The organism is Variovorax sp. GW821-FHT10D07 (genome assembly GCF_059415325.1).
On the sequence record NZ_JBWKMZ010000011.1, the window covers coordinates 179840 to 197399 of the forward strand.

Genomic DNA, 17560 nt, shown 5'->3' on the forward strand with positions numbered 1-17560 from the left:
CGAGTCCCCGATGTCCGACACCACCGCCCCCGTCCCCGCGCTCCAGCGCATCCGCGCCGACGTGCGCGCCATGCATGCCTATGCCGTGCAGGACGCGCGCGGCCTGGTCAAGCTCGACGCGATGGAGAACCCTTTCGGCCTGCCGCCCGCGCTGCAGGCCGAGCTGGGCGCGCGGCTCGGCGCGCTGGCGCTCAACCGCTACCCGGGCGAGCGCGGCGCCGACCTGCAGCGCGCGCTGGCCGCGCAGGCGCGCCTGCCCGAGGGCTTCTCGCTGGTGCTGGGCAACGGCTCGGACGAACTGATCTCGCTGCTCGCGATCGCCTGCGACCTGCCGGGCGCCAGCGTGCTGGCACCGCTGCCGGGCTTCGTCATGTACGCCATGAGCGCCCAGCTCCAGGGCCTGCGCTTCGTGGGCGTGCCGCTCACGGCCGACTTCGAGCTCGACGAGGCCGCCATGCTGGCCGCGATCGCGCGCGAGAAGCCGGCCATCGTCTATCTGGCCTATCCGAACAACCCGACCGCCAACCTCTGGGACGACGCGGTGCTCGAGAGGATCGTCGAGGCCCAGGGCGCGCAGGGCGGCCTGGTGGTGATCGACGAGGCCTACCAGCCCTTCGCCGCGCGCAGCTACATCGACCGGCTCGCGAAGCACCGCCACGTGCTGCTGATGCGCACGCTCAGCAAGTTCGGCCTGGCCGGCATCCGGCTGGGCTACCTGATGGGCCCGGCCGCACTGATCGCCGAGATCGACAAGGTGCGCCCGCCCTACAACGTCAGCGTGCTGAACTGCGAGTGCGCGCTGTTCGCGCTCGAGCATGCCGAGGTGTTCGAGGCCCAGGCTCGTCAGATCCGCGAGGAGCGCGAGCGGCTGATGATGGGGCTCGGCCGGCTGCCGGGCGTCAAGGTCTGGCCCAGCGACGCCAACATGATCCTGCTGCGCGTGCCCGATGCTTCCCGCACCTTCGACGGCATGAAGGCGCGCGGGGTGCTGGTGAAGAACGTTTCTAAAATGCACGAACTGCTCGCGAACTGCCTGCGCCTGACCGTCGGAACGGCCGACGAGAATGCCAGGATGCTCGCGGCGCTCGAAGCCTCACTATGACCACCCCCCAAGCCGCTCCCGCGGCCACCCCCGACGCCCTCGCCGCGCGCACCGCCACGGTCGCGCGCAACACCGCCGAGACGAAGATCACCGTCAGCGTCAACCTCGACGGCACCGGCCGCGCCAAGCTGGCCACCGGCATCGGCTTCTTCGATCACATGCTCGACCAGATCGCCCGCCACGGGCTGATCGACCTCGAGATCGACTGCCAGGGCGACCTGCACATCGACGGCCATCACACGGTGGAAGACGTGGGCATCACGCTGGGCCAGGCCGTGGCCAAGGCCGTGGGCGACAAGAAGGGCATCCGCCGCTACGGCCATGCCTACGTGCCGCTCGACGAGGCGCTCAGCCGCGTGGTCATCGACTTCTCGGGCCGGCCCGGCCTCGAGATGCACGTGCCCTTCACGAGCGGGATGATCGGCGCCTTCGACAGCCAGCTCACCTACGAGTTCTTCCAGGGCTTCGTGAACCACGCCTTCGTCACGCTGCACATCGACAACCTCAAGGGCGTCAACGCGCACCACCAGTGCGAGACCGTGTTCAAGGCCTTCGCCCGCGCCCTGCGCGCCGCGCTCGAGCTCGATCCGCGTTCGGCCGGTGTCATTCCCTCGACCAAGGGCTCGCTCTGATCCTGCAAGCGGAACAGCGTGCCATTGCACGCTCCGCCTGTCATTGAAGCTATGAAAACTGTAGCAAACAACGCCAACACCGTCGCCGTGGTGGATTACGGCATGGGCAATCTGCACTCCGTCGCACAGGCGGTGCGCCATGCCGCCGACCAGGTCGGCGTCGAGGTGTTCGTGACCTCCGATCCCGAGGTGGTGCGCAAGGCCACGCGCGTGGTGCTGCCGGGGCAGGGCGCCATGCCCGACTGCATGCGCGAGTTGCGCGATTCGGGCCTGCTCGAATCGGTGCTCGAGGCCGCGGCGACGAAGCCGCTGTTCGGCGTCTGCGTGGGCATGCAGATGCTGCTGTCGCGCAGCGACGAGGGGCCGACCGACGGGCTCGGCCTGATCCCGGGCGAGGTGGTCCGCTTCGAGCTCGAAGGGCAGCTGCAACCCGACGGCAGCCGCTTCAAGGTGCCGCAGATGGGCTGGAACCAGGTGCGCCAGGCGCAGCCGCACGCCGTGTGGGCCGGGGTGCCCGACGGCAGCTACTTCTATTTCGTGCACAGCTTCTACGCGCGGCCGGTCGATGCGCGGCACAGCGTGGGCGAAGCCGAATACGGGGCATGCTTTACCGCCGCCATCGCACGCGATAACATTTTTGCCACCCAGTTCCACCCGGAGAAGAGTGCGGACCACGGGTTGCAGCTCTACCGAAACTTCCTCCACTGGAATCCCTGAACACTTCGTTCCCCTGACCGGGCGCCGCCGGCCGGCGCCCTTTCGTTGCACTCTCGCGTCACTTTCATGCTCCTCATCCCAGCGATCGACCTCAAAGACGGCCATTGCGTACGCCTGAAACAAGGCGACATGGAACAGTCCACCATCTTCAGCGAAGACCCTGCCGCCATGGCGCGTAAATGGGTCGAGGCCGGTGCCCGGCGCCTGCACCTGGTCGACCTGAACGGGGCCTTCGCGGGCAAGCCGCAGAACCACGCGGCGATCAAGGCGATCCTGAAGGAAGTCGGCGACGACATCCCGGTGCAGCTCGGCGGCGGCATCCGCGACCTCGACACCATCGAGCGCTACATCGACGACGGCCTGCGCTACGTGATCATCGGCACCGCCGCGGTCAAGAACCCTGGCTTCCTGAAAGACGCCTGCAGCGCCTTCGGCGGCCACATCATCGTCGGCCTCGACGCCAAGGACGGCAAGGTCGCCACCGACGGCTGGAGCAAGCTCACGGGCCACGAAGTGGCCGACCTGGGCAAGAAGTTCGAGGACTACGGCGTCGAATCGATCATCTACACCGACATCGGCCGCGACGGCATGTTGTCGGGCATCAACATCGAGGCCACGGTCAAGCTCGCGCGCGTGCTGTCCATTCCGGTGATCGCCTCGGGCGGGCTGTCGAACATGGCCGACATCGACCAGCTCTGCGCAGTCGAATCCGAGGGCGTCGAAGGCGTGATCTGCGGCCGCGCCATCTACTCGGGCGACCTCGACTTCGGACAGGCGCAGGCGCGCGCCGACGAACTGGCCGGCGCCTGAGAGGGCCTGGCGGCGCGTGCTGTCCGCGCTCGCCATCGCCAACTACCGCTCGCTGCGCCAGCTCACGGTGCCGCTCGCGCGGCTCACCGTGGTCACCGGGCCCAACGGCAGCGGCAAATCGAGCGTCTACCGCGCCATGCGCCTGCTGGCCGAGATCGCCAACGGCGGCGCGATTCGTTCGCTGGTGCGCGAGGGCGGCCTGTCCTCCACGCTGTGGGCCGGGCCCGAGCGCTTCTCGGCCGCCATGCTGCGCGGCGAGATGCCGGTGCAGGGCATCACGCGCAGCGAACCGGTCGCGCTGAAGCTGGGCTTCGCGGGCGCCAGCGCCGAAGACTTCGGCTACGCGATCGATATCGGCCTGCCGCCGCCGATTCCCTCGACCGCCTTCTCGCGCGATCCCGAGATCAAGCACGAGGCCATCTGGAGCGGCCCGCTGCTGCGGCCATCCACGCAGCTGGTCGACCGCAAGGGCGCCTCGCTGCGGCTGCGCGACGGCCGCGGCTGGCAACCGGTGGGCCGGCCGATCCCGCCCTTCGCGAGCATGATGACCGAGCATGCCGATCCGCGCGACGCGCCCGAGATGCTCACCTTGCGCGAGCAGATGCGTTCCTGGCGCTTCTACGACCACTTTCGCTCGGACGCCGAGGCGCCGGCGCGCCAGCCGCAGCTCGGCACCCGCACGCCGGTGCTGGCCAACGACGGCGCCGACCTCGCCGCGGCGCTGCAGACCATCCGCGAGATCGGCGACGGCGAGGCGCTCGATCGCGCCGTGGACGATGCCTTCCCGGGTGCGCGCATCGAGATCGACGCCGCGGGCGACCGCTTCCAGACCCTGATGCACCAGCACGGCCTGCTGCGCGCGCTGACCGCCGCCGAGCTGTCCGACGGCACGTTGCGCTACCTGCTGTGGATCGCGGCGCTGCTCACGCCGCGGCCGCCCGCGCTGCTGGTGCTCAACGAACCCGAGACCAGCCTGCATCCCGACCTGCTGCCCGCGCTCGGCCGGCTGATCGCGCATGCCGCGCGCGAGTCGCAGGTGATCGTGGTGTCGCACGCCTCGCGGCTGATCGCCGCGCTCGAGGAGGCGGCCGCGGGTGGCGTCGCGCTGCAGTCGGTGGTGCTCGAGAAGCGCCTGGGCGAGACCCGCATCGCGAACCTCGACATGAGCGAGATCCCGCGCTGGGAGTGGCCGGTGCGCTGAAAGCGGCCCCGGCTACTCGGCCTTCACCGACATCGTCTTGATGATCGTCTCGAGCTGCGCGCTCATCGGCAGGTCGAGGCTGGCGCCGGTGGGCAGCTTGCGCAGGAACCAGCGCTTGTACTGGCGCTCGATCTCGCCGTCCTCGGCCAGCACCTGGAAGCTGTCGTTGATCACCTTCGCGAGCTGCGGGTCGCCCTTGCGGTACATGATCCCGTAGGGGTCGTAGGAGAGGAAGTCGCCGACCACGCGGTAGTCGGCCTTGGCGTTCTCCTGCGCGATCAGGCCGTAGAGCAGCACGTCGTCGGTCGCGAAGGCATCGGCCTGGCCGCTCTTCACGAGCGCGAAGGACTCGGCATGGTCGCGCGCCACCTGCAGCTGGATGCCGAGCTTGAACTTCTCGGAGAGCTCGCGCAGCGTCTTCTCGTTGGTGGTGCCTGCCGTCACCGCCACCTTGCGGCCCGCGAGGTCGCGGAACGAGGCGATCGGCGTGCCCTTCTTCACCAGCACCTTGGTGCCAGAGACGAAGATCGTCGGCGAGAAGCTCACGCGCTTCTGGCGCTCGAGGTTGCTGGTGGTCGAGCCGCATTCGAGGTCGACCTTGCCGCTCGTGACCGCGTCGAAGCGCGAGTCGGAGGTGACCGGCTCCCACTGGATCGTGAGCGTGCGGTCGACCGCGTTGCCGATCGCCGTGACCAGCTCGCGGCACAGCTCGATCGAATAGCCGACCGGTTCCTTGCGCGTGTTGAGGAAGGAGAAGGGCACCGAGGATTCGCGGTAGCCGATGATGATGGCGCCGCTGGCGCGCGCCTTGGCGAGCGTGCCGGTGAGCAGTTCCTGCGCCTGCACCGCGCCAGCCGCGAGCAACAGGGCCGCGCAGGCCAGACCGGCCCTGCCAAGCATCGTCGTCATGCTGCGCATCGCCTCAGCCATGCGCCGGATGCGCCAGCGTCGCGGCCGCCTCTTCGTCGAGCTTGGCCGCGTTGAGCTCGGCCTCGCTCTCCGGCAGCAGCTCGCCTTCCCACTTGGCGACCACGGCGGTGGCGATCGAGTTGCCCACCGCGTTGGTGGCCGAGCGGCCCATGTCGAGGAAGGTGTCCACGCCCAGGATCAGCAGCAGGCCGGCCTCGGGAATGTCGAAGTGGTTGAGCGTGGCGGCGATCACCACCAGTGAGGCGCGCGGCACGCCGGCCATGCCCTTGGAGGTCAGCATCAGGATCAGCAGCATCGTGATCTGCGTGCTGATCGGCATGTGGATGTTGTAGGCCTGCGCGATGAACAGCACGGCGAAGGTGCAGTACATCATCGAGCCGTCGAGGTTGAACGAGTAGCCCATCGGCATCACGAAGCTCGAGATCTTGCGCTTGACGCCGAAGCGGTCGAGCGCCTGCAGGATCTTCGGGTACGCGGCCTCGGAACTGGCGGTGGCGAACGAGAGCAGGAAGGCTTCCTTGATCAGCACCAGCAGCTTGAGCACGCGCGGGCCGAGGAAGGTGAAGCCCGCGAGGATCAGCACGCCCCACAGCACGAACAGGCCGAGGTAGAAGTCGCGCATGAACACCGCGAACTTGATCAGGATGCCCAGCCCGTTGACCGCCACCGTGGCGGCCATGGCGGCCAGCACCGCGAGCGGCGCGAGCTTCATCACGTAGCCCGTGATCTTCAGCATCGCGTGCGAGAGTTCCTCGGTGGCGGCGACCAGCGTCTTCGCCTTGTCGCCGAGCGAGGCCAGCGCCACGCCGAAGAACATCGAGAACACCACGATCTGCAGGATCTCGTTGTTGGCCATGGCCTCGATGAAGGACTTCGGCACCGTGTGGCTCACGAAGTCCTTGAAGGTGAACTTGGAGGTCGCGAGGTTCGCCGAGGCGCCGATGTCGGGCAGCGGCAGGCCCAGGTTGGCGCCGGGCTCGAGCAGGTTGGCCATCACCAGGCCGATCACCAGCGAGATCAGCGAGGCCGTGAGGAACCAGCCGATGGCCTTGCCGAACACACGACCCACCGACTTGGCGTCGCCCATGTGCGCGATGCCGACCACGAGCGTGGAGAACACCAGCGGCCCGATCAGCATCTTGATCAGGCGCAGGAACACGTCCGAGACGATCGAGACGTAGCCCGCGATCTCCTTGGCGGTTCCCTTGTCCGGGAAGCTCGCGAAGATCATGTAGCCGAGGATGATGCCGAGCACCATGGCAATCAGTATCCACGCCGCCATCGGCAACTTCTTCTTCATTCGATTCCCCTTGTGCTTGGTTGTGTGAGCGATTTTTTTGCAGGCACAGGGTATCCAAGAAGGCCCCCGGCTTGCAATCGGGGCCTGACCATGCAGTCTTTAGGCCCCATGGCGCGCTGCCTACAATTCTTCACATGCACATCAGCTCGATCGAGTTCCGCGGCCAGCCCGCGCTGCGCGCCACCGGTGCCGACGGCAGCACCCTCACCGTGGTCCTGCACGGGGCGCATCTGCTCTCGTGGACCACGGCCGACGGCAGGGAAAGGCTCTACCTGAGCCCGCGCGCCGTGTTCGACGGCAAGACCGCGATCCGCGGTGGCGTGCCCATCTGCTGCCCGCAATTCAACCAACGCGGCATGCTCCCCAAACATGGTTTCATGCGCAATCTGCCTTGGGAAAACCAGGGCGTGGATGCCGGTTCGGGCGCGCTGACCCTGCGGCTGCGCGACGACGACGCCACCCGGGCCCTGTGGCCGCATGCCTTCGAGGCGCGGGTCGCGTTCACGCTCGACGCCGGGCAACTGCGCATCGCGCTGAGCCTGCGCAACCTCGGCGGCGGGCCCTTCGCATTCACGGCCGCGCTGCACACCTACCTGGCCGCGGACGACATCGCCGAGGCCCGGCTCGAGGGCCTGCAAGGCGCCAACCGCTGGGATGCGGTGCGCGACGACCGCCATGTGGAAACCGCGCCGGCCCTGCGCTTCGAATCCGAGTTCGACAGCGTCTATGCCGCGCCCGCCCAGCCGCTGCGGCTGGTGCAGCCCGGCGGCACGCTCGAGATTTCCCAGGGCGCCACCTGCACCGAAACCGTGGTCTGGAACCCGGGCGCCGTGCTCGGTGCGAAACTCGCCGACATGCCCGAGGACGGCTTTCGCCACATGCTCTGCGTCGAGGCCGCGCGCATCGACGAGCCCGTGCAGCTCGCGCCCGGCGCCGAGTGGCAGGGCTGGCAGCAGCTGCGCGTCCTCTGATTCCCACTTCCTTCCAGTTACCCCACCATGCTCGCCAAACGCATCATTCCCTGCCTCGACGTCACCGGCGGCCGTGTCGTCAAGGGCGTCAACTTCCTCGAGCTGCGCGACGCGGGCGATCCGGTCGAGATCGCCGCGCGCTACAACGCGCAGGGCGCCGACGAGCTGACCTTTCTCGACATCACCGCCACCAGCGACGGCCGCGACCTGATCCTGCCGATCATCGAGTCGGTCGCCTCGCAGGTCTTCATCCCGCTGACCGTGGGCGGCGGCGTGCGCACCGTCGAGGACGTGCGCCGGCTGCTCAATGCCGGCGCCGACAAGACCAGCTTCAACTCGGCCGCCATCGCCAATCCGCAGGTGATCAGCGACGCCTCGGCCAAGTACGGCGCCCAGTGCATCGTGGTCGCCATCGACGCCAAGCGCCGCACGCCCGAGGAAGCGGCCAGCCGCGGCCCGGGCTGGGACGTCTACAGCCATGGCGGGCGCAAGAACACCGGCCTCGACGCCGTCGAATGGGCCACCGAGATGGCGCGCCGCGGCGCCGGCGAGATCCTGCTGACCAGCATGGACCGCGACGGCACCAAGAGCGGCTTCGACCTGGCGCTCACCCGCGCCGTCAGCGACGCCGTCAACGTGCCGGTGATCGCCTCGGGCGGCGTGGGCAACCTCGACGACCTGGCCGATGGCATCCAGAAGGGCGGGGCGGACGCCGTGCTGGCGGCGAGCATCTTCCACTACGGGGAGCACACGGTCGGCGAAGCGAAGGCGCGGATGGCCGAGCGCGGCATCCCGGTGCGGATTTAATGACCCTTCGGCGTCGGTCGCGGCCGGCCGATCGCCGACAATCCCGCCCATGATCTGGCTCGATGAAGTGAAATGGGACGCCAACGGCCTCGTGCCGGTGATCGCCCAGGAACAAGGCACCAACGACGTGCTGATGTTCGCGTGGATGAACCGTGAGGCGCTCGAGAAGACCGCCGAACTCGGCCGCGCGGTGTATTTCAGCCGCTCGCGCGGCAAGCTCTGGTTCAAGGGCGAGGAATCGGGCCACGTGCAGACCGTGCACGAGATCCGCCTCGACTGCGACAACGATGTGGTGCTGCTCAAGGTCACCCAGCTCGGCCACGAGCCCGGCATCGCCTGCCACACCGGCCGCCACAGCTGCTTCTTCAACAAGTACGAGAACGGCCAGTGGACCGTGACCGAGCCGGTCTTGAAAGACCCGGAATCGATCTACAAATGAGCGGCACCGTGAACACCAACGACGCCCTCGCACGCCTGGCCGCGGTCATCGAAAGCCGCCTGCCCGCCAATGGCGGCGATCCCGAGAAGAGCTACGTCGCGCGGCTGCTGCACAAGGGTCCCGACGCCTTCCTCAAGAAGATCGGCGAGGAAGCCACCGAAGTGGTGATGGCGGCCAAGGACGCCGACCATGGCGGCGACCGCACGAAGGTGGTCTACGAGGTGGCCGACCTCTGGTTCCACACCATGGTGGCGCTCGCGCACTACGGCCTGACGCCCGCCGAGGTGGTGGCCGAACTCGAGCGGCGCGAAGGCACCAGCGGCATCGAGGAAAAGGCGCTGCGCAAGGTGCAGGCCCGCGAAGCCGCCAGCGAGTGACCGCCTGAGCGCCGAGGGATGACTCTGACGACCGAAAGGACATCGCCATGCCCAACGACATCGTGAACGTTCAGCCCGACGACTCGCTCAAGACCTGGGGCTGGGTCAGCTACATCCTGCACCTGATCGTCGCCATCGGCGCCGTGGTGCCGGGCGCCCAGGCCTCGGTGCTGCTGCTGCTGGTGGCGCTGGTGATCGACTTCGTGAAGCGCGACGATGCGGCCGGCACCTGGCAGGCCTCGCACTTCAGCTGGCGCATCCGCTCGGTGCTCTGGGCCGGGCTGCTGTACATCGTCACCTCGTGGCTCTGGCTGCTGCTCTTCGTCCCGGGCTGGATCGCCTGGAGCCTGATTTCGCTGTGGTTCCTCTACCGGATCGTGAAAGGCATGATCCGGATGAACGACGGCCGTCCTATGGAACCCAACGATGTCATCTGATCCGAACTGCATCTTCTGCAAAATCGTCGAGGGCAAGATCCCGTCGCGCAAGGTCTACGAGGACGAGGACGTCTTCGGCTTCCACGACATCGCGCCCTGGGCGCCGGTGCATTTCATGCTGGTGCCCAAGAAGCACATCGCCTCGATGGCCCAGCTGACGCCCGAGGACGCGGCCCTGATGGGCAAGATCATGACCCTGGCGCCCAGGCTGGCGCTCGAGCAGGGCTGCAATCCGTACCCCGAAGGCGGCTACCGGGTGGTGGTCAACACGGGTACCGAAGGGGGGCAGGAGGTGCATCATCTCCATGTCCACGTCATGGGCGGTCCGCGCCCCTGGCTTCGCGGCTGAGCCGTTAAGTAAATTTGTCACATTCGCCGCGACTAAAATCGGCACATTCTTAGGAGTCTTCCATGGGTTCTTTTTCCATCTGGCACTGGCTGATCGTGCTGCTCGTCGTCGTCATGATCTTCGGTACCAAGAAGCTTCGGAACATGGGTTCCGACCTCGGCGGTGCCGTCAAGGGCTTCAAGGACGGCATGAAGGACGGTTCCGCGACCGACGCGCCGACCGCCACCGGCCCGGCCGCCCAGGTCACGAGCCAGTCGGCCGCCACCGACAAGCCGACGATCGACGTCGAAGCACGCCACAAGTCCTGATCCGGGCGACACGTGCTGGACCTCGGCATTGAGAAGATGGCGCTGATCGGCGTCGTGGCGCTGATCGTCATCGGACCCGAAAAGCTGCCGCGCGTGGCGCGCACCGTCGGGACCCTGCTCGGCAAGGCGCAACGCTACGTCAACGACGTCAAGGCAGAGGTCAACCGCTCGATGGAGCTCGACGAGCTCCGCAAGATGAAGACCACCGTCGAGGACGCGGCGCGCGACGTGGAGCAGAACATCCATTCGGGCGTGAGCGACCTCGAGAAGCAGTTCTCCACCCCCGCGGGCGAAACCCTCTCGGCGCTGGCCGAACCGGAACCGGTGGTGCCGGTCTACAAGCATCCGCGCAAGAACTGGCGCCTCAAGCAGGGCGCCACGCCGCAGTGGTACAAGTCCCGCAACGGCGTGCGCACCAAGGCACTGTCGGGCGCGGCGCGCGTCGCGCGCTACCGGCCGCACAAGGTCAGCTAGCAGCGGCGCGGCGCGTTTCCCCCTCCACCCAGCGTTCCCACGCGCGCCGCCCGTCGGCAGCCCACGCTTTCCATCTCCTCAATGGCTGATTCCGACTCCAAGAACAAAGAAGACGAGCTCGCTGGCACCGAGCAGCCTTTCGTCGCGCACCTGATCGAGCTGCGCGACCGGCTGCTCTATTGCGTCTACGGCATGGCGATCGCCGGCATCCTGCTGGCGGTCTGGCCCGGCCCGGGCGGCTTGATCGACATCATCGCGATGCCGATCCGCGCCCACATGCCGCCCGACGCCAAGCTGATCGCCGTGGGCGTGTTCTCGCCCTTCTTCGTGCCGCTCAAGGTGCTGATGATGGCCGCGGTGCTGCTCGCGCTGCCGTGGCTCATGTACCAGGCCTGGATGTTCGTGGCGCCGGGCCTCTACACCCACGAGAAGCGCTTCGCGCTGCCGCTGATCATCTTCGGCAGCCTGCTGGCCTATGCGGGCATCGCCTTCGTGCAGCTGTTCGTGCTCGACAAGATGTTCGGCTTCATCCAGAAGTTCACGCCGGCCGCGGTGGCGGCCACGCCCGACATCTCCTCGTACGTCGAGGCCATCCTGTCGCTCTATCTCGCCTTCGGCGTCGCCTTCCAGGTGCCGATCGTCGTGATGCTGCTGGTGCGCTTCGAGATGGTGACCATCGAGAAGCTGCGCTCGTTCCGCGGCTACTTCATCGTCGTGGCCTTCATCGTGGCCGCCGTGCTGACGCCGCCCGACGTGGTGTCGCAACTGGCGCTGGCGATCCCGATGTGCGTGCTGTACGAGGTCGGGATCATCGGGGCCAAGTACTTCTCGCGCGTCTCGAAGTCGCCGGAGGACGAGGAAGCGGATTCCTCGTCGACCACGCCGCCCTGAGCGGCGAGGATCTTCCGGATCCGGCATGAAAAAAGCGGCCCGTCGGCCGCTTTTTTCATGGTTGCGCGGACCCGGGGCCCGCGCGTCTCGTTCGTTCACTCGTTCTGGTTCGGCACCTGCCGCACCGGGCTCTTCGGCCGCAGCCCCGGCATCACGTCCAGTTCCATCTTGTCGCTGCCGCGTTGCAGCGCGAAGCGCGCGGTGCTGCCGGGCTTGAGGCCGGCCACGGCGGTCAGCAGCGCCTGCACGCTGTCGGTCTTCTTGTCGCCCACCGCGGTGATCACGTCGCCGGGGCGGATGCCGGCCTTGGCGGCCGGGCCGTTCTGCAGCACGCCGGTGATGATCACGCCCGCGTCGGCCTTCACGCCGAAGGTCTCGGCCAGCTCCGGCGAGAGGTCGCTCGGCTCGACGCCGATCCAGCCGCGGCGCACCTGGCCTTCCTTCACGATGCCCTCGAGCACGATCTTGGCCATCGACACGGGAATGGCGAAGCCGATGCCCATGCTGCCGCCCGAGCGCGAGTAGATCGCGGTGTTGATGCCCAGCAGGTTGCCGTTGACGTCGATCAGCGCGCCGCCCGAGTTGCCGGGGTTGATGGCCGCGTCGGTCTGGATGAAGTTCTCGAAGTTGTTGATGCCGAGCTGGTTGCGGCCCAGCGCCGAGACGATGCCGCTGGTCACGGTCTGGCCGACGCCGAAGGGATTGCCGATGGCCAGCACCTGGTCGCCCACTTGCAGCTCATCGGAACTGCCCAGCACGATCACCGGCAGCTTGTCGAGCTCGATCTTGAGCACGGCCAGGTCGGTGTCGGGGTCGGTGCCGATCACCTTGCCGCGCGCGTGGCGGCTGTCGTTGAGCGTGACCTCGATCTCGTCCGCGCCCTCGACCACGTGGTTGTTGGTGAGGATGTAGCCGTCGGTGCTCACGATCACGCCGCTGCCCAGGCCCACCTGGGGCTGGTCGTCCTGGTCGCCGAAGAAGAAGCGGAACCAGGGGTCGTTGCTGCGCGGATGGCGCTGCGCCGCCTTGCTGGTGTTGATGCTCACCACTGCCGGCGAGGCCTTCTTGGCCGCGGCGCTGAGGCTGCCGGGCGCGGGCACGCCGGGCGTCGAGCTGGCGGGCGCCTCGATGATCGAGACCACGCCGCCCAGCGAGGTCGTTCGCCGGTTGATCCATTCGGGCTTGAGCGTGGCGACCACGAAATAGGCCGCCAGCAGGACGGTCACGGCTTGGGCGAAGAGCAGCCAGGTGCGTTTCATGAAAACTTGGTGAAAAGGCGCGAAAGGGCGAGGGCGCTGAGGGGGAAAGGCCGCGGAGCGCGGCGCTGCGGGAGATTGTCTCTCAACGGCAGAGGACGAAGACCGCGCCGGCCGGTCGAGATTCCTGGAGGCTCGAGGTGCATATAAGGGATAACCCTTAGCATCGGGATCCTGCCAACCCGGCTCTCCTTCGCCGCCGCACCGCCCACCCGGTGGACGCGGCCCGGCACTTTCGTCGGCGTACCGCTTTCGCTTCCCATCCGGCCTTGCGGCCCCGGTGCGCAGCCATGACTCTCCGCCCGCCATGACTTCACACGCCATCACCCCGGACGGCACCACGCCGGCCCCGGCACGCGCGCTCGACGCCCGCGACTACAAGACGCTCGCCCTGTCCGCCCTCGGCGGCACGCTCGAGTTCTACGACTTCGTCATCTACGTCTTCTTCGCCACCGTGCTGGGCGCGCTGTTCTTCCCGGCCGACATGCCCGACTGGCTGCGCCAGCTGCAGACCTTCGGCATCTTCGCGGCCGGCTACCTGGCCCGGCCGGTCGGCGGCATCGTGATCGCGCACTTCGGCGATCTGCTCGGCCGCAAGCGCATGTTCACGCTGTCGATCTTCCTGATGGCCGCGCCCACGCTGGTCATCGGCCTGCTGCCCACCTACGCCAGCATCGGCGTGGCGGCGCCCCTGCTGCTGCTGGCCATGCGCGTGCTGCAGGGCGCGGCCATCGGCGGCGAGATGCCCGGTGCCTGGGTGTTCGTCGGCGAGCACGTGCCCGCGCAGCGCTACGGCTTCGGCGTCGGCACGCTGACCTCGGGCATCACCGGCGGCATCCTGCTGGGCTCGCTGGTGGCCGTGGCCATCAACCGGCACTACGCGCCCGAGCAGGTGAGCGACTTCGCCTGGCGCATCCCCTTCATCCTCGGCGGCGTGTTCGGGCTGGTGTCGGTGTACCTGCGCCGCTTTCTGCACGAGACTCCGGTGTTCCGCGAACTGGCCGACCGCCGCAGCGTGGCGCGCGAGCTGCCGCTGCGCACCGTGCTGCGCGAGCACCGCGGCGCCAGCGTGTTCGTCGCGCTGCAGACCTGGGTGCTGTCGGCCGCGATCGTGGTGATCGTTCTCTACACGCCCACCTACCTGCAGAAGGTGCACCACATCCCGGCCGCGCTCGCGCTCGAGGCCAATGCACTCGCCACCCTCACGCTGACCATCGGCTGCGTGATCGCCGGCTGGGCCAGCGACCGCCTCGGTACGCGCGCCGTGATGCTGATCGGCTGGGGCGGCCTGTTCGTGACCGCCTACCTGTTCTACACCGGCCTGCCCGGTACGCCGGCCACGCTGTTCTGGCACTACGGATTGACGGGCCTGTTCGTGGGCACCATCGCCACCGTGCCGATCGCCGGCGTGCGCGCCTTCCCCGCGCCGGTGCGCTTCACCGGGCTTTCATTCGCCTACAACATGTCGTACGCCGTCTTCGGCGGGCTCACGCCGGTGGTCCTCACGCTCTGGTTGCAGCACGACAGCATGGCGCCCGCGCACTACGTGGCGGTGCTCGCCGCGCTGGGCTTCGTGCTCGCGTTCTTCCCCCTGGCGGCCCGCGGCCACCCCATGCGGGCTGGCGTGGCGCCGGCCGGCGGCGCGACAATGTCGCGATGAGCACCACCCGCCACGAACTGCTTCACGCATTCGACCTGCTGCTCGCTCCCGAGCGCTTCAAGGACTATGGACCGAACGGCCTGCAGGTCGAGGGCCGCACCACGGTGCGCAAGATCGTCTCGGGCGTGACCGCGAGCCGCGCGCTGATCGAGGCCGCGATCCGCGCCGAGGCCGATGCCATCTTCGTCCACCACGGCCTGTTCTGGCGCGGCCAGGACGGCCGCGTCACCGGCTGGATGAAGCAGCGGCTGGCGCTGCTGCTGAATCGCGACGTCAACCTCTTCGCCTACCACCTGCCGCTCGACGCGCATCCCGAGCTCGGCAACAACGCGCAGCTCGGCCTGCAGCTCGGCCTGCTGGCGCATCCCGGATCGGCCGGGCGCTTCGGCGAGCAGGAGCTGGGCTTTCTCGGCGGCCTCGAGGACGGCGAGACCCTGGCCAACGCGAAGGCGCTCGCCGTCCACGTCGAGAAGGTGCTCAAGCGGCCCGTGACGCTGGTCGATACCGCCCATCGTCCGATCAAGACCATCGCCTGGTGCACCGGCGGCGCGCAGGGCTACTTCGAGGCCGCCATCGCGGCCGGTGCCGACGCCTTCATCACCGGCGAGATCTCGGAGCCGCAGGCCCACTACGCGCGCGAGATGGGCGTGGCCTTCCTGGCCTGCGGGCACCATGCCACCGAGCGCTATGGCGCGCCCGCCGTGGCCGAACACGTGGCTGCGCAGCTCGGGCTCCAGCACGAGTTCATCGACATCGACAACCCGGCATGACGGGCGCCGGTTCTGCGGGCGGCAAGCCCGTTGCCATCACGCTCGGTGACCCGGCCGGCATCGGGCCGGAGATCATCGGCAAGGCATTTCGCGATGCGCCCGAGGCCACGCGTGGCGCCTTCGTGGCGGGTGATGTGGGGACGATGCGGAAGGCGCTGCAGGCCCTGTCGGCGCCCGGGAATCCGGCATGGCCCGTGGTCGAAATTGCTTCATCGGCCGAGGCGCTGGAGGTTCCGCCCGGTTGTGTGCCCGTGCTGCAGGTGATCGCGCCGCCGCAAGGTGTGGTCCATGGCCGCATCAGCGCCGAGGCTGGGCGCGCGGCGGGCGATGCGGTGGTCTGGGCGGCCCGGGCCGCGCTGCGCGGCGAGATCGCCGCCATCGTCACCGCGCCCTTGCACAAGGAAGCGTTGTCGGCGGCAGGATTTCCCTTTCCGGGCCATACCGAACTGCTGCAGGCCGAGGCCGCGGCGCATCTGGGCCGCAGCGTGGCCGAGGTGCCCGTGCGCATGATGCTGGCCAACGACGAGCTGCGCACCGTGCTCGTCAGCATCCATATGTCGCTGCGCCAGGCGATCGAGGCCGTCACCTTCGATGGCGTGCTCGAGACCTTGCGCATCACTCACCATGCGCTCTCGCGCACCCTGGGACGCGCGCCGCGCATCGGTGTCGCAGGGCTCAATCCGCATGCCGGGGAGGGCGGACTCTTCGGATTGGAGGAGCAGCAGGTCATCGTGCCGGCCATCGCCGCGGCACGCGCCGAAGGCATCGCCGCCGATGGGCCGCATGCGCCCGATACCGTCTTCATGCGTGCCCGCGCGAAGCAGCCCGGCGCGGCCGATAGCGGCGAGTTCGACGTGGTGGTGGCGATGTACCACGACCAGGGTCTGATCCCGGTGAAGTACCTGGGCGTGGAGAAGGGCGTGAACGTGACGCTCGGGCTGCCGCTGGTGCGGACCAGCCCCGATCACGGGACGGCGTTCGATATCGCGGGCACCGGGCGGGCGGATGCATCGAGCTTGATCGAGGCGCTGCGCATGGCGCGCGCGCTGGCCGGTATCTGAGGGAGATGCGCGGCCCGTGCCGGGCCGCGCTGCGCGTCAGGAGCGCTTGAGGCTGTCGCGGATCTCGCGCAGCAGCACGATGTCCTCGGGCGGTGCAGCCGGAGCGGCCGGTGCGGCTTCTTCCGTGCGGCGCAGGCGATTGATCTGCTTGACCATCATGAAGATGATGAAGGCGAGGATCACGAAGTTGACCACGATGGTGATGAAGTTGCCGTACGCCAGCACCGGCACGCCGGCCTTCTTGAGCTCCGCCAGGTTGTTGGCGATTCCCGCGGGCACCGTGCCCAGGACCACATAGAGGTTCGAGAAGTCCAGCTTGCCGAACACCAGCCCGATGACCGGCATGATGATGTCGACCACGAGCGAGTCGACGATCTTGCCGAAGGCTGCGCCGATGATCACGCCGACCGCCAGGTCGACGACATTGCCCTTGACGGCAAACTCCTTGAATTCGCTGAGGATGGTCATGGTTGGGAGGGTGCGGGAGCACTGGGGTTGAGAGAGGCGCCAGTATGCACGGGAGGCCGTGGTGTTCCGCGTGGCGTGGTGCCTGAGCCTCATGAAGTCCTTCACAAAGCTGAATCGAATCTGGATTTCTGCCGGCGCGACAGATCGCTCGGTGACCCGACTGAGCCCAACTTGTTGCTAGTTGTTTCCAGCCCTGCTCGGACTGAGGCAAGCCTTTGCCTCTTGGCACTCCCTCAAGCGGGGGATGCGCGAACTTTTTCGCAACTTTACATTCACGCGGGCGGCCTTCTCGGCGAGGTTTTTCGTGGGTGTCGAACAACGTTTCCCCACGGAAAACGGTAACGACGTGGGGATCGCTAACACTTTGGCAATGCTACGAAGGTTATAAAAAAGTCTTCTTCATCGAGTAGATTGGTTTGCTGGGCAGGGGGTGTTGAAACGAGAGAGACCAAAGGACTCGCCTATGATCGACCTGTCGAGCAAGGGTTGGACACAATCTTTTGCAACTCACAAGCCGGGATAGCAGTCGTCACGTGCAGCGACAATGCCGGGTTGGCCTGGGGGAGGGAAATCCCGCGGGTCTCTTGACCAACAGCCAAA

General features: G+C 67.8%; 21 protein-coding genes. 17 read left to right on the top strand and 4 right to left on the bottom strand.

Annotated elements, in window-relative coordinates:
• Positions 1-10 precede the first annotated feature (10 nt).
• The 5 genes from hisC to AC07PU_RS28510 all read left to right on the top strand — a co-directional run bounded on the left by hisC (position 11) and on the right by AC07PU_RS28510 (position 4462).
• Complete coding sequence (gene hisC / locus AC07PU_RS28490; protein WP_495321741.1) at positions 11-1102, top strand: histidinol-phosphate transaminase; 1092 nt, start codon at positions 11-13, stop codon at positions 1100-1102.
• A complete protein-coding gene (gene hisB, locus AC07PU_RS28495) occupies positions 1099-1734 on the top strand; it encodes an imidazoleglycerol-phosphate dehydratase HisB (RefSeq protein ID WP_203204635.1) in 636 nt (211 codons plus the stop codon). Before hisC ends, hisB begins: the two co-directional genes overlap by 4 nt.
• Before the next feature lie 51 nt (positions 1735-1785).
• Complete coding sequence (gene hisH / locus AC07PU_RS28500; protein WP_208513630.1) at positions 1786-2451, top strand: imidazole glycerol phosphate synthase subunit HisH; 666 nt, start codon at positions 1786-1788, stop codon at positions 2449-2451.
• A gap of 66 nt (positions 2452-2517) precedes the next feature.
• Positions 2518-3261 (top strand): 1-(5-phosphoribosyl)-5-[(5-phosphoribosylamino)methylideneamino]imidazole-4-carboxamide isomerase, encoded by a 744-nt coding sequence (hisA, locus tag AC07PU_RS28505; protein ID WP_208513629.1) that lies wholly within the window; start codon positions 2518-2520, stop codon positions 3259-3261.
• 16 nt (positions 3262-3277) lie between these two features.
• The gene (locus AC07PU_RS28510; RefSeq protein WP_495321742.1) at positions 3278-4462 is read left to right on the top strand and encodes an AAA family ATPase; all 1185 of its coding nucleotides are present in this window, start codon (positions 3278-3280) and stop codon (positions 4460-4462) included.
• A 12-nt stretch (positions 4463-4474) separates the two neighbouring features.
• Here AC07PU_RS28510 and AC07PU_RS28515 read toward each other — a convergent pair whose 3' ends face one another.
• On the bottom strand, positions 4475-5371 hold the full coding sequence (locus AC07PU_RS28515) for an amino acid ABC transporter substrate-binding protein (RefSeq protein WP_495321743.1): 897 nt from the start codon (positions 5369-5371) through the stop codon (positions 4475-4477).
• Between the two features lie 13 nt (positions 5372-5384).
• The gene (locus AC07PU_RS28520) at positions 5385-6692 is read right to left on the bottom strand and encodes a dicarboxylate/amino acid:cation symporter (RefSeq protein WP_495321744.1); all 1308 of its coding nucleotides are present in this window, start codon (positions 6690-6692) and stop codon (positions 5385-5387) included.
• Between the two features lie 134 nt (positions 6693-6826).
• Between AC07PU_RS28520 and AC07PU_RS28525 the strand changes: the two genes are divergently transcribed.
• From AC07PU_RS28525 to tatC, 9 genes are all read left to right on the top strand, one after another.
• Positions 6827-7663 carry a D-hexose-6-phosphate mutarotase gene (locus AC07PU_RS28525; protein WP_495321745.1) on the top strand — a complete coding sequence of 279 codons (837 nt, stop codon included), beginning with the start codon at positions 6827-6829 and terminating at the stop codon, positions 7661-7663.
• Between the two features lie 27 nt (positions 7664-7690).
• Positions 7691-8470 (top strand): imidazole glycerol phosphate synthase subunit HisF, encoded by a 780-nt coding sequence (gene hisF, locus AC07PU_RS28530; RefSeq protein ID WP_093351941.1) that lies wholly within the window; start codon positions 7691-7693, stop codon positions 8468-8470.
• 40 nt (positions 8471-8510) lie between these two features.
• A complete protein-coding gene (gene hisI / locus AC07PU_RS28535; RefSeq protein WP_208513651.1) occupies positions 8511-8909 on the top strand; it encodes a phosphoribosyl-AMP cyclohydrolase in 399 nt (132 codons plus the stop codon).
• The gene (locus tag AC07PU_RS28540) at positions 8906-9286 is read left to right on the top strand and encodes a phosphoribosyl-ATP diphosphatase (RefSeq protein WP_208513624.1); all 381 of its coding nucleotides are present in this window, start codon (positions 8906-8908) and stop codon (positions 9284-9286) included. The genes hisI and AC07PU_RS28540 overlap by 4 nt, the downstream gene beginning before the upstream one ends.
• A gap of 47 nt (positions 9287-9333) precedes the next feature.
• Positions 9334-9723, top strand: coding sequence for a DUF4870 family protein (locus AC07PU_RS28545; RefSeq protein ID WP_057595255.1), 390 nt, complete (start codon positions 9334-9336; stop codon positions 9721-9723).
• The gene (locus tag AC07PU_RS28550) at positions 9713-10072 is read left to right on the top strand and encodes a histidine triad nucleotide-binding protein (protein ID WP_495321746.1); all 360 of its coding nucleotides are present in this window, start codon (positions 9713-9715) and stop codon (positions 10070-10072) included. The genes AC07PU_RS28545 and AC07PU_RS28550 overlap by 11 nt, the downstream gene beginning before the upstream one ends.
• A 62-nt stretch (positions 10073-10134) precedes the next feature.
• On the top strand, positions 10135-10380 hold the full coding sequence (gene tatA / locus AC07PU_RS28555) for a Sec-independent protein translocase subunit TatA (RefSeq protein WP_093351928.1): 246 nt from the start codon (positions 10135-10137) through the stop codon (positions 10378-10380).
• A 12-nt stretch (positions 10381-10392) separates the two neighbouring features.
• A complete protein-coding gene (tatB, locus tag AC07PU_RS28560; RefSeq protein WP_093351925.1) occupies positions 10393-10854 on the top strand; it encodes a Sec-independent protein translocase protein TatB in 462 nt (153 codons plus the stop codon).
• A gap of 81 nt (positions 10855-10935) precedes the next feature.
• A complete protein-coding gene (gene tatC, locus AC07PU_RS28565; protein ID WP_093351923.1) occupies positions 10936-11745 on the top strand; it encodes a twin-arginine translocase subunit TatC in 810 nt (269 codons plus the stop codon).
• 95 nt (positions 11746-11840) lie between these two features.
• On the opposite strand, the gene AC07PU_RS28570 is transcribed toward tatC, so the two are convergent.
• Complete coding sequence (locus AC07PU_RS28570) at positions 11841-13004, bottom strand: S1C family serine protease (RefSeq protein ID WP_093351920.1); 1164 nt, start codon at positions 13002-13004, stop codon at positions 11841-11843.
• Positions 13005-13308: 304 nt separating this feature from the next.
• Between AC07PU_RS28570 and AC07PU_RS28575 the strand changes: the two genes are divergently transcribed.
• From AC07PU_RS28575 to pdxA, 3 genes are read left to right on the top strand one after another with little or no spacing between them, the layout of a single operon-like run.
• Positions 13309-14661 carry an MFS transporter gene (locus AC07PU_RS28575; RefSeq protein WP_495321747.1) on the top strand — a complete coding sequence of 451 codons (1353 nt, stop codon included), beginning with the start codon at positions 13309-13311 and terminating at the stop codon, positions 14659-14661.
• The gene (locus tag AC07PU_RS28580; RefSeq protein ID WP_208511629.1) at positions 14658-15431 is read left to right on the top strand and encodes a Nif3-like dinuclear metal center hexameric protein; all 774 of its coding nucleotides are present in this window, start codon (positions 14658-14660) and stop codon (positions 15429-15431) included. Before AC07PU_RS28575 ends, AC07PU_RS28580 begins: the two co-directional genes overlap by 4 nt.
• The gene (gene pdxA, locus AC07PU_RS28585; RefSeq protein ID WP_495321748.1) at positions 15428-16492 is read left to right on the top strand and encodes a 4-hydroxythreonine-4-phosphate dehydrogenase PdxA; all 1065 of its coding nucleotides are present in this window, start codon (positions 15428-15430) and stop codon (positions 16490-16492) included. Before AC07PU_RS28580 ends, pdxA begins: the two co-directional genes overlap by 4 nt.
• A 36-nt stretch (positions 16493-16528) precedes the next feature.
• Here the strand turns inward: pdxA and mscL are convergent, their stop codons facing one another.
• Positions 16529-16960 (bottom strand): large conductance mechanosensitive channel protein MscL, encoded by a 432-nt coding sequence (mscL, locus tag AC07PU_RS28590; RefSeq protein WP_495321749.1) that lies wholly within the window; start codon positions 16958-16960, stop codon positions 16529-16531.
• Between the last annotated feature and the right edge of the window lie 600 nt (positions 16961-17560).

Coding starts and splice junctions, on each gene's coding strand:
- hisC (WP_495321741.1), top strand. CDS start 11: ATGTCCGACACCACCGCCCCCGTCCCCGCGCTCCAGCGCATCCGCGCC.
- hisB (WP_203204635.1), top strand. CDS start 1,099: ATGACCACCCCCCAAGCCGCTCCCGCGGCCACCCCCGACGCCCTCGCC.
- hisH (WP_208513630.1), top strand. CDS start 1,786: ATGAAAACTGTAGCAAACAACGCCAACACCGTCGCCGTGGTGGATTAC.
- hisA (WP_208513629.1), top strand. CDS start 2,518: ATGCTCCTCATCCCAGCGATCGACCTCAAAGACGGCCATTGCGTACGC.
- AC07PU_RS28515 (WP_495321743.1), bottom strand. CDS start 5,371: ATGACGACGATGCTTGGCAGGGCCGGTCTGGCCTGCGCGGCCCTGTTG.
- AC07PU_RS28520 (WP_495321744.1), bottom strand. CDS start 6,692: ATGAAGAAGAAGTTGCCGATGGCGGCGTGGATACTGATTGCCATGGTG.
- AC07PU_RS28525 (WP_495321745.1), top strand. CDS start 6,827: ATGCACATCAGCTCGATCGAGTTCCGCGGCCAGCCCGCGCTGCGCGCC.
- hisF (WP_093351941.1), top strand. CDS start 7,691: ATGCTCGCCAAACGCATCATTCCCTGCCTCGACGTCACCGGCGGCCGT.
- AC07PU_RS28540 (WP_208513624.1), top strand. CDS start 8,906: ATGAGCGGCACCGTGAACACCAACGACGCCCTCGCACGCCTGGCCGCG.
- AC07PU_RS28545 (WP_057595255.1), top strand. CDS start 9,334: ATGCCCAACGACATCGTGAACGTTCAGCCCGACGACTCGCTCAAGACC.
- AC07PU_RS28550 (WP_495321746.1), top strand. CDS start 9,713: ATGTCATCTGATCCGAACTGCATCTTCTGCAAAATCGTCGAGGGCAAG.
- tatA (WP_093351928.1), top strand. CDS start 10,135: ATGGGTTCTTTTTCCATCTGGCACTGGCTGATCGTGCTGCTCGTCGTC.
- tatC (WP_093351923.1), top strand. CDS start 10,936: ATGGCTGATTCCGACTCCAAGAACAAAGAAGACGAGCTCGCTGGCACC.
- AC07PU_RS28570 (WP_093351920.1), bottom strand. CDS start 13,004: ATGAAACGCACCTGGCTGCTCTTCGCCCAAGCCGTGACCGTCCTGCTG.
- AC07PU_RS28575 (WP_495321747.1), top strand. CDS start 13,309: ATGACTTCACACGCCATCACCCCGGACGGCACCACGCCGGCCCCGGCA.
- AC07PU_RS28580 (WP_208511629.1), top strand. CDS start 14,658: ATGAGCACCACCCGCCACGAACTGCTTCACGCATTCGACCTGCTGCTC.
- pdxA (WP_495321748.1), top strand. CDS start 15,428: ATGACGGGCGCCGGTTCTGCGGGCGGCAAGCCCGTTGCCATCACGCTC.
- mscL (WP_495321749.1), bottom strand. CDS start 16,960: ATGACCATCCTCAGCGAATTCAAGGAGTTTGCCGTCAAGGGCAATGTC.